Source organism: Segatella copri (assembly GCF_002224675.1).
GTDB classification, from domain to species: domain Bacteria; phylum Bacteroidota; class Bacteroidia; order Bacteroidales; family Bacteroidaceae; genus Prevotella; species Prevotella copri_U.
Genome location: NZ_NMPZ01000047.1, coordinates 1 through 10014 on the forward strand (window position 1 = coordinate 1; position 10014 = coordinate 10014).

9 protein-coding genes are annotated in these 10014 nt (G+C 40.7%); 3 read left to right on the forward strand and 6 right to left on the reverse strand.

All coding sequences use genetic code 11. The features are described from left to right. Positions 1-32: 32 nt before the first annotated feature. Both CFT61_RS15955 and CFT61_RS15960 read left to right on the forward strand, forming a co-directional pair. A complete protein-coding gene (locus CFT61_RS15955; protein ID WP_089545386.1) occupies positions 33-1268 on the forward strand; it encodes a DUF4876 domain-containing protein in 1236 nt (411 codons plus the stop codon). Positions 1269-1301: 33 nt separating this feature from the next. After that, positions 1302-4115: a M16 family metallopeptidase gene (locus CFT61_RS15960; RefSeq protein ID WP_089545387.1), complete on the forward strand. Its 2814-nt coding sequence runs from the start codon at positions 1302-1304 to the stop codon at positions 4113-4115. A gap of 71 nt (positions 4116-4186) precedes the next feature. Here the strand turns inward: CFT61_RS15960 and CFT61_RS15965 are convergent, their stop codons facing one another. The 3 genes from CFT61_RS15965 to CFT61_RS15975 form a co-directional block, all read right to left on the reverse strand. Further along, positions 4187-5308 (reverse strand): FMN-binding protein, encoded by a 1122-nt coding sequence (locus CFT61_RS15965; RefSeq protein WP_089545388.1) that lies wholly within the window; start codon positions 5306-5308, stop codon positions 4187-4189. A gap of 32 nt (positions 5309-5340) precedes the next feature. Continuing rightward, positions 5341-5751 carry an FMN-binding protein gene (locus CFT61_RS15970; protein ID WP_089545389.1) on the reverse strand — a complete coding sequence of 137 codons (411 nt, stop codon included), beginning with the start codon at positions 5749-5751 and terminating at the stop codon, positions 5341-5343. Between the two features lie 157 nt (positions 5752-5908). Continuing rightward, positions 5909-6340, reverse strand: a complete 432-nt coding sequence (locus tag CFT61_RS15975; protein ID WP_176425642.1) for a hypothetical protein — start codon at positions 6338-6340, stop codon at positions 5909-5911. A 184-nt stretch (positions 6341-6524) separates the two neighbouring features. Here CFT61_RS15975 and CFT61_RS15980 point away from each other — a divergent pair, with 184 nt between their 5' ends. Next, positions 6525-6854 carry a hypothetical protein gene (locus tag CFT61_RS15980; RefSeq protein WP_089545390.1) on the forward strand — a complete coding sequence of 110 codons (330 nt, stop codon included), beginning with the start codon at positions 6525-6527 and terminating at the stop codon, positions 6852-6854. A gap of 283 nt (positions 6855-7137) precedes the next feature. Here the strand turns inward: CFT61_RS15980 and CFT61_RS15985 are convergent, their stop codons facing one another. From CFT61_RS15985 to CFT61_RS17120, 3 genes are all read right to left on the reverse strand, one after another. Next, a complete protein-coding gene (locus CFT61_RS15985) occupies positions 7138-7890 on the reverse strand; it encodes a hypothetical protein (RefSeq protein WP_089545391.1) in 753 nt (250 codons plus the stop codon). Positions 7891-9107: 1217 nt separating this feature from the next. Then, complete coding sequence (locus tag CFT61_RS15990) at positions 9108-9617, reverse strand: WG repeat-containing protein (RefSeq protein ID WP_089545392.1); 510 nt, start codon at positions 9615-9617, stop codon at positions 9108-9110. Positions 9618-9778: 161 nt separating this feature from the next. After that, positions 9779-10014: hypothetical protein (locus tag CFT61_RS17120; RefSeq protein WP_217899095.1), on the reverse strand; the 236-nt coding region annotated here is incomplete at its 5' end.

The following is a 10014-nucleotide window of genomic DNA, read 5'->3' on the forward strand; positions in this document are numbered from 1 at the left end:
AATATAATATTAATGTAACTAAAAGTAGAAAAATGAAAAAGTTAATTTTAAAGAGTATGATGTTGCTTTCGGTGTTGGCATTGACTTTCACCTCTTGTAGCGACAATGATGACAAAGTAGTTACCACTCCTGTGTCATTGAGTATTGAAATGCCATTGGGACTGGAGAATATTGTTCTCTCCAATGCCAAAGCGGTTTTTACCAATGTAACTACCAATGAAACGTTTATCCAGGAGCAGTTCCAGGAAAAAAATGGCAGCTTTATGGCATCTGTTGCCGATGTGCCTGAAGGAACATACAATGTTGCTATCAGCGGTGATCTGAGTTTTACTAAGGATGGTATTGCCGGTAGTAGTAAAATCAATCAGAAGAGCGAGAATGTGAGTGTAAAATCCGGCAATGCCCAAGTCAAGTTGGCTGTGAACACATTCAATGCTAAGGGAGGTTTCGTTATCTCAGAGATTTTCTTCACGGGTACGCTTACTCCAGAAGGAAAGCAGTATTCTGATGACCAGTATTTCATTCTTTCCAATAATTCTGATGTTACGCTCTATGCAGACAGTATAGCGGTTCTGGAATCTAAGTTCCTCACAGTAACAAAATATGATTATGATCCGGATATCATGAACGAAGCAATGACGGTAGATGCTATCTACATGATTCCAGGAAAGGGTACGGAAGTTGCAGTAGAACCAGGCAAATCTCTTGTCTTGGCATTGAATGCCAAGAATCATACTGAAGCAAACTCAGCTTCATTTGATTTAAGTAAGGCTGATTACGAATTCTATGATGAGAGTTCAAATCCACGCTTCACAGACGATGACAATGCCAGTGTTCCTAATCTGGATAAATGGTATTGCAGCTCACTTACCTATTTCTCTTTGCATAACCGTGGTTTCAAGACTTATGCCATTGCCCGTATGCATGGCGATAAGGAGAAGTATCTCGAAGAGAATACTTACGATGCCAGCTATGTGATGGAAGTGAAGGGTAATGCTTATCCGATGACAGCCAAGAACTGTATCAAGGTTCCTAATTCCTGGATACTGGATGCGGTTAATCTTTCTATTGCATCTATGTGGCAATGGAATCTGGTATCTGCAAACCTTGATGCAGGATGGGCTCATTGTGGTCAGGTAGACAGAGATGAAAACCGCTACGGCAAGTCAGTAATCCGTAAGAAGGATGCTGATGGCAAATGGGTTGATACCAATAATTCTACCAATGATTTCGAATCAGATGCAACAGCCTCTTTCCTGAAGAAATAGGCATTCTTGTATAATTTTAAAAAAGAAAAATTTATGAAGAATCAGTTTTTGGGATTATTCCTTCTCTCTTTGTTTCCAGCTTCATTGTTTGCTCAGACTGTGGAGCAGGACACTTCCGTGCGACAGGGCAAGTTGAAGAATGGACTGACTTACTATATACGACATAATAATAAAGAGGCAGGCCTTGCCGATTTCTATATTGCCCAGCGCGTAGGTTCCATCCTTGAGGAACCCCGTCAGCGTGGACTGGCTCATTTTCTGGAGCACATGGCTTTTAATGGTACCAAGCATTTCCCTGGCAAGGGGAAGAAGTTGGGAATCGTGCCTTGGTGTGAAACCATAGGTGTTAAGTTTGGGGCCAACCTGAATGCCTATACATCTGTAGATCAGACAGTCTATCACATCGGGTCTGCCCCTGTCAAGCGTGAGGGCATTATCGATTCGTGTCTTCTAGTACTCAACGACTGGAGCCAGTATATCAATCTCGAACCTAAGGAGATAGACAAGGAACGTGGTGTTATTCATGAAGAGTGGAGAAACCGGCGTACCGGTATGGCCATGCAGCGCATGATGGAGAATGTGATGCCAAAAATCTACAAGGGAAGCAAATATGAAGATTGTATGCCTATCGGCAGTATGGATGTTGTTGATAACTTTCCTTACAGAGATTTGCACGACTATTATCAGAAGTGGTACAGGCCTGATCTTCAGGCCATCGTGGTTGTGGGCGACTTCGATGTGGATATGATGGAGAAGAAAATCCAGAAACTTTTCGGTAAGATCAAAGCCCATAAGAATCCTGCAGAGCGTGTCTATTATCCCGTAAATGACAACGAGAAGATGATAGTTGCCATTGAGAAGGACAAGGAGCAGCCTATTATCATCGGCCATCTCTACATGAAAACCGATGCCACTCCTGATAGCGAAAAGAGCCAGGTAAAGTATCAGCGTGATGACTATGTAAGCGGACTCATCACTTACATGCTCAATGGCCGTCTCTCAGAAAAGAAACAGGTGGTAAATCCTCCATTCATGAGTGCTACCGTAAGGAATGGTGCTTTTTTTGTTTCCCGTACCAAGGATGCCTTCAGTATGAGCATCAGCTGCAAGCAGGATCACGTACTCGGTGGTATCTCCGAGGCTGTGGGTGAAGTAGAGCGTGCCCGCCAGCATGGTTTTACAGAGAGTGAACTGGAACGTGCCAAGAAACTCTATCTCAATGCAGCAGAACGAAAACTGAAGATGGAGAAGGATTATCGCAACGGCCATTACGTAAGCCAGTGTGTGGATCATTTCCTTGAAGGAGAGCCTATCCTTACACCAGCCTATAATCTGCAACTGGTAAAGCAGTTTGATGGTGAAGTAACCCTGGCTGAGGTTAATCAGTCTGTAGGTAACATCATTACGGATAAAAACCAGGTATTTGTGATGTATGGCCCTGATAAGGAAGGATTTGTTATTCCTTCAGAATCAGAAATAGAAGCTACGGTACTTGCTGCCCAGAAAAAGCAATATGAACCGTATCAGGAGGAAAAGATTCCTTCTACGTTGATATCTGCCTTGCCAAAACCGGGCAAGATTGTGTCTGAAAAACCATACGGCAAGTTTGGCATGACAGAGATTACGCTCAGTAATGGTATGAAGGTTTACGTAAAACCTACCGACTATCAGGCAGACCAGGTAATGATGAGCATGCGCGCTGAAGGTGGAACCTCACTTTACGGAAACGGGGATATTCCTAATTTCTCTCTCTTGACAAGTGCCATCACAGAAGCGGGTGTAGGCGACTTTTCAGCTACTGCTTTGCGTAAGGCTTTGGCAGGAAAGTCAATCAGGCTGACTCCATCCATCAGTAGTGAAGGCCAGCGTATAGCAGGCTCATCTTCTGTAAAGGATATGGAAACCATGCTCCAGCTGGCACACCTTTATTTCATGGCACCCCGTAAAGACAGTGTGGCATTTGAGGGTTTGAAGAATCGAACGCTGTCATTTCTGAAAAACCGTAATGCAAGTTCCAAGGTGGTTTACAATGACTCCCTTTCTGCCGTTCTCTATGACCATAACCTGCGTATGGCTCCTGTCACCGGTGAGGTTCTTGCCAAGGCTGATTACGGGCGCATTATAGAAATCTATCGTGAACGCTTCAGTGATGCTAGCAATTTCAAAACCATTTTCATCGGAAAGATAGACATGGCAGAACTTCGTCCTTTACTCTGTCAGTATCTGGCTACCTTGCCTTCGACCTATAAGAAGGAGGAGACAGACAAGGCAAATGTTCCACAGATTGTTATGAAGAACGAAACGGTGAAGTTTGTTCATCAGCAGGAAACACCGCTTGCCAACGTGAGCGTGTTCTATACGGGCAACGTACCGTTCTCACCAAAGAACGATCTGGTGTTGGATGTCCTGACCCGCGTGTTGCAGATTGCCTATACAGATTCTGTAAGAGAGGAGAAGGGAGGTACCTATGGAGTAGGAGTCAGTTTCAATCTTGAGAAGGAAGCCCTTCCTAATGCTTTGCTTCGCATTACCTACAAGAGTGATCCGAAACGCTATGAAGAGCTGAATCCTATTATCTATCAGCAACTGCAGAATATTGCTGATAAGGGGCCTTTAGCCAGCAGTATGGATAAGGTGAAGAAGTTTCTGAAAAAACAATACCAGCAGATGATTGTCACCAACGACTACTGGAGTTATGTTATCTGGCATGAGTTGGATGATGATGCCGATTTTGATAAAGATTACTATAAGATGGTGGATTCTCTTACTTCTGAAGAGGTGCAGCAGATGGCACAGACTCTGCTCAAACAGAATCATCGGATAGAGGTAACAATGCTGTCTGAGTAATAATCTGAATATTTCATAAAAAATAAGACCCGGCAAGAGAACAGCTGCAAGCTATCTCATGCCGGGACTTTTCATTTTACGATAGAAGTTTGTGAGAACTTTATCAAAGTTCCCATTGGACATACAAAACGACAGTAGGGACGTGTGATTACAAAGGATATTGCGATGAAAAGAAGCGAAATCACAATCACTATCCATGAGGCAGAATGGAAGATAAATGCCGAGAATGGTTCAAAATCAGTCCATTCGCTCCAAACACCTCCCCATATACATATCATCAATAATACCCATATCATCTTGCGAAGCTTATCAAGCCGCTTTATTGTGACGGGTCTCATTTTCATCTTGTATTTCACGCATCTGCCAGCTATCTGTTGCAGAGAGCCATAGGGACAAACATGGGTACAATAATGCGACTTCTTGCCGAAGAGCGGATAGATGAAGGCTGTTACCAGCATGACAATCGCGATGATGCTGCCCGAAATTTCCATGCCATGGGCTGCAAAGCCCAGGATGGAGGTATAAGAAAGACAGGTACCACACCAGAAGCCGAGCACAATGACATTCAGTATCAGTTGACAGAAATGGTATCTTCTGTTCTTGATAAACAATGGCAGAATGGCTGCCATCAGGACAACAGCTATTCCTATAATGTTTCTGAGAGAGAACAGGGAAGAGCTGTTGTTTTCGGAAGGACTTAAACTGCTGCTACCATTTTCTGATTCTTCAGTCGCTAAATGCGCTTTAGCATACAGAAGTCCCTGATGCATGTTTCCGATGATAGCTTTGGATGAGAAAGTAGCACCTGTGACAGCATCCACCTTCATATCCATAGCTTTGTCTATCGTTTTACCTTTCCATTTTTCAAACAGAGTAGAGGCATTGTCAAAGAATTCCTTGGTCTCATCATTCTTTAATGCAATGATGTTTTCTACTACGCCATTCCTGATTACTATTTTGAGTGGAACCTTTCCTCCATATCCCATGATGTTGGATGCTAGAACAGAAGTATTAATCTCTGCTCTTCCGTTTCCAAACATGCGTAGCGTGTCGTTGCTTGCAGTTTCTGCCTTCTGTTCAGATTTGAGAGAGTATCCAAACAGTTCATGATGCTTTGTGATGGCAAGTGATGAAACAACAATCAGACAAATGAAAAGATTTACAACCTGTTTTATCCGGAAAAATGATTTCATATTACACTTAATCCTTTCTTTCCTGTTTTCTCTTATTTATGTTTCAGGTAATAAGCAATACCGCGTTTTACGTTTTCTTTCACAGCTTTGCTTGAGAAAGTGGCTCCAGTAACGCCATCTACTTGGACTGAAGCGGCCTTGCTGACTTTCATGCCGTTCCATTTATTGAGCAACCCCTGTTTTACCTTATTGAAGAATTTGGGCGTTTCCTGGTTGGCAAGCGGTTTGATATCTATAATCTTTCCTTTCTTGATGTGGATGGAGAGAGGGGTGTTGCCACGAAATCCCCTTACATCTTTACCCAAAGTAGTGGTGTTGATAATGTAACTGCCATCTGCTTCTTTCGTCATAATCTCTGAATGAGAACTTTTGGTTGTTGCAGTCATGCTACCAATCAATCCTGTGCTCAGTAAGGCTGCTAAAATGAATATTCTTTTCTTCATAATTGTATTGATATTTCTATATAATAATGCAAAATTACACAATTATTCTGTAATATACAAGACCCTATAGAAAAATCATCATTTTTAGGTATAGCCCTTCCAATGATGAGAATGAACCTTCCATTGATATGGTAGGCAGAATCTGTCTTCCCAAATCTCATCCGAATATCAAAAAAGCTAGAAAATACTTCTCGGTATTATAGCTGTAGTAGGAGATAACGATGGCATGGTTGTTACGCATGGCCTTGATGATGTCTTCCAGAAAGTTTCTGCCAGAAGGCATATCTTCCAAAAGGACTCGTTCCTTGAGCTTGCGTCTATTGCTGACCATAGCATTGAGAGAGAAGGCATTGAGCATCCAACTTCGGGTACTTCCTTCCTCGAAGCAGTCGCCATACTCTATGTAATAACGATAGCCGCTGCCACAGCTGATGCTGATTTCAAACAGTTCCTCGATGGCATGGAGGTTGTTGATGAAGGTTCTGCGGGAGAGTTTCGTTCCCTCGCTGAGTTCTGATTCCTTCCATCTGCTTTGGATTTCCCGTAGGGTGATGCCGCCTCTATTCTTTGCCTTGTGGATGGTTTCCACGAGCCAGACATATTTGTTTTATTGGTTGATTGCCATATTATCTTGTTTTATTTTGTTTCTTATAATTTAGGTACAAATATAACGGAAAAGTAGGAAAATATGTTGCACAGGTTGAATTATTTTTTTAGTGTGAAGTGATTTTACACCCCTTACTTCTATCTTTGCATCAAAAACTTAGAAAGCAATGATGAATTGTAACAGAAACAGACAAATGGTCAAGTGCCGTATCTATTCCTTCCAAATGGACGGCGAGAGTAGGGCAGAGGCAATCCTTCGTGCCTTTCAGCAATATACACTTGTAGATTGGGCATTATATAATAAGGTGTCCTTTCAGATAGTATCTTCTGTAAAGCACCCGTTATTGATGGGAGAACTTTCTAAGCTCATGTCTATAGGGCTGTCATTTATGGATTCTGCCCAGGTTGAACTTACCCAAAGGATACAGGTAGGTGACGAGCAAAGATTGCTGTTGATCATATTGGCCTACAAAACTGAAAACGTTGCAAAGTATTAATCTTGATTCCATGTAACGAAGCTCTGATAAATGATGGTTGGATTTTATAAAGATATTTGCGAGGGGGTTGCTCATTCACCTTCCATTATATTATCTTGGAGCTTTTCAAGCAGCTTTCTACATTTCTCGCCTCCGTATGTGAATTTTGCAATCTCTTATTAGGGAGTTGGCATTCGACTCTATTATTTTATAAATATTTGCTTGTTAAAGACTATGCTCACGCCCTTGGGGGATGATGGGCGTGAGCATAGTAGTATGTGATAATATTTGACTATCTCTTCTCTCATTTGACAATAGCGTTGTTGTTCAGAAATGAATCTATTAAAACATTGATATAATCATGAGCTTTTTTTATATCATCGTTTTCGATATGATGTTCATCGTTATCATAACCAATATACGGAATATCGAACAAAGGAGAATCCAGATTGGCAACTTGTTGCCAATTCCAGCTGTCACGAGCTGGGTAGATGGTATAACTATACGAGTAACCTAATAAAATATTTCCCCAATTAAATGATTCATATGGAATTATATAATTAGATTGAATATCTATATAGGCAGAAACAGCTCTGTCATCATAATAATTGAGAAGATATACTCCTTCCTTACAACTGTCAGCTTTCAAAACCTTTAGTGTAAGCCAAGACTTTATCAATTCAATATGGTCATGAGGGGCTCTTATAAACTTAGATACCTCATGTCGAATATAATTCTTCATATATTCAATTTGGTCGTCACTTGATATGAGCGCCATTATTTCAGAATTTTCAAGCCACCATGGCGTTTCATCCTTGTGGGAAAAGTAGCAGCCCTCATATTCCCATCTTGTTCGAGGGATATGTCCAATCTGAACGAGTCCGGAAATTACACGGTACAGTCTATACCAATTCGAGAACTGGTATTCTTCTTTTTTTACTTGGTCTTCATTAAGCATTCTGCACAACTTGTCTATTTTCAAGAAACGTTCCTTAAGAGTTTCAAAGGCAATATCCTCTTTGTTACAATCGTTCCAAAGTGGAGTTAAATCGCCCATTAGGTATTCATTATCTTCCCATAAGTCTATGGCTTCAGGGTGTTTCTCACGAAGTTTGTCCTTGATTTGCTCATTCTTGTCATACCATATAGGAATGTGCCTCTTTTTTTTAGGGAAAGTACGTATTTTTTATAAGTGATTGAGAATGAGATAAGTTTTTATCTCATAAAAAGAAGAGGTTACGAATTAGAAATAAACAGAATGTAGCATCCTGCTGTGATTTGCATAACCATCCAAAGAACTCTTTCGGTTGCAAAGGTACGATATTTAATCGGGGATAAAGAATGTTTTAAGATTTTTTATCCTCGATTTTTTGCTTGGGTAAATCTGTTTTTATTAAACCATATTCTTCTCTATTCTTTGCTATTTCCATTTCAATCCATTCAAACTTATGTGGCAATGGTTTCTGTTTTTTGAATGGTCTATTTCGTTTGCATATTCTCATCCTTTCGTGTGTTTTGTATAAAAGTCAGCCGTCGTCGAAGAAAGACAGTCCTCGTACCTCAGACTAACTTTCTCCGACTATGGCACGGCAAGAAAAATCCTTGGCGGTATGCCTTGAAATACTTCAAGACTATACTGCCAAGGACTTTTCTTTGTTTGCCGTGCTGACAACGGCTGACTTTTATAGCCACAACTCGCAGTTCCATTTTTATCGCACAATCCAAACGACATGAAACAGTGGAACGCCACCCTTTCATGTCTCAGTAGTACGGCATGAGGAAAAGTGCTTCTTTTTGTCGGTTGCAGGCTAACCGATCAAAAGAAACACCATTCCTTGATTTGCCGTACCATTTTGTTTGCATACTCCACCGCAAGAAAGAAGTCATTGATGTAAACCCCAACGACCACTTTCATGCTTGGCTGCACAGCCTTGGAGAAAACCCGATGCAAGAAGCATGGACAAGCCATACTCTTCTTTCACCGGAATTTCTCTGAAGGCTGTGCCATTCTTGTATGCGATTTCCATTTTTCAAGACGTTTGTAAGACGACGTTGTATCCATTTCTCAGAAATGAGTATGCGATAATCGTACAGTCCAAAAACTTCCGTGAAGTTTCTATTTTCATTTGCCGCTCTGATTTTCTTTCCTCCACAAGGTCTTTTCTTTTGGCATCAACCGTTATCGTGCAGGTGCAAAGGTATGGCAGCGGGCTTTGGAAATATTCTGCTACTCTTGTTAGTTCTGTAAAAAAACATATCCAATGCTTTTAAAAACTATTTGGACTTCTTTATCAAAAACCAAAGGTTGCTTTTCCATGATTGGTATTCTCCTTGTTTTTCATTCTTGCCGCCAAAAGAAACTTTAGCCTCTCCATTGTGAAAAGGTGTAGCATACGAAAAAACGGGTGGAATAACAATAGCTCCACATGTATCAGCAAAACCTATTTTGCTATTTTTTCCTACAATTCTGAACAAGCCATCACTGACATAATCTGGACCATTGTCAATCTTATATACTTCAAATAGTTCTTTACCTGCATTATTAATACCAACTATTTCACCTTTTCTCGTGCCGACAAAGCCGATAGATGAAATCGTATCAGTAAATGCTATTGTATATTTTTTATTCTTTACAATAGTTTTTCCTTGTAAGTTTTTATATATAATGTTATTACCATTGTCAAATTTTACAATGGTCTGAGCTGTCAGCTGTTGGAAAAGTAAACATGATAGAAAAATAAAAAGGAACTTTTTCAAACTTAATGTTTTATACGTTAATGCCATTGTCGCTTACGTTTAAGTCCCTTTTAATCCATGCAGCTTAGCCGGGACTGTTGGCTGAGTCGTATCATTCAAAATTCATTAATATCAAATACAAACATCATGCCTATTTTATTTGGGAAATTTTATAATGTCAAAGTGTCAGTCTAAACAACTTTAAGCTATCAGTACTGAATGCAACTTTTATAGCCACAACTCGCAGTTCCATTTTTTATCGCACAGTCCAAAAACTTCCGTGAAGTTTCTATTTTCATTTGCCGCTCTGATTTTCTTTCCTCCACATGGTCTTTCCTTTTGGCATCAACCGTTATCGTGCAGGTGCAAAGGTATGGCAGCGGGCTTTGGAAATAAAAGGTCGAGCCTTCGGTTTTCGAAAAAATCTCCACACCGTTGGGTAGTA

Coding starts and splice junctions, on each gene's coding strand:
- CFT61_RS15990 (WP_089545392.1), bottom strand. CDS start 9,617: ATGGCATTAACGTATAAAACATTAAGTTTGAAAAAGTTCCTTTTTATT.
- CFT61_RS15970 (WP_089545389.1), bottom strand. CDS start 5,751: ATGAAGAAAAGAATATTCATTTTAGCAGCCTTACTGAGCACAGGATTG.
- CFT61_RS15960 (WP_089545387.1), top strand. CDS start 1,302: ATGAAGAATCAGTTTTTGGGATTATTCCTTCTCTCTTTGTTTCCAGCT.
- CFT61_RS15980 (WP_089545390.1), top strand. CDS start 6,525: ATGATGAATTGTAACAGAAACAGACAAATGGTCAAGTGCCGTATCTAT.
- CFT61_RS15965 (WP_089545388.1), bottom strand. CDS start 5,308: ATGAAATCATTTTTCCGGATAAAACAGGTTGTAAATCTTTTCATTTGT.
- CFT61_RS15985 (WP_089545391.1), bottom strand. CDS start 7,890: ATGGGCGATTTAACTCCACTTTGGAACGATTGTAACAAAGAGGATATT.
- CFT61_RS15955 (WP_089545386.1), top strand. CDS start 33: ATGAAAAAGTTAATTTTAAAGAGTATGATGTTGCTTTCGGTGTTGGCA.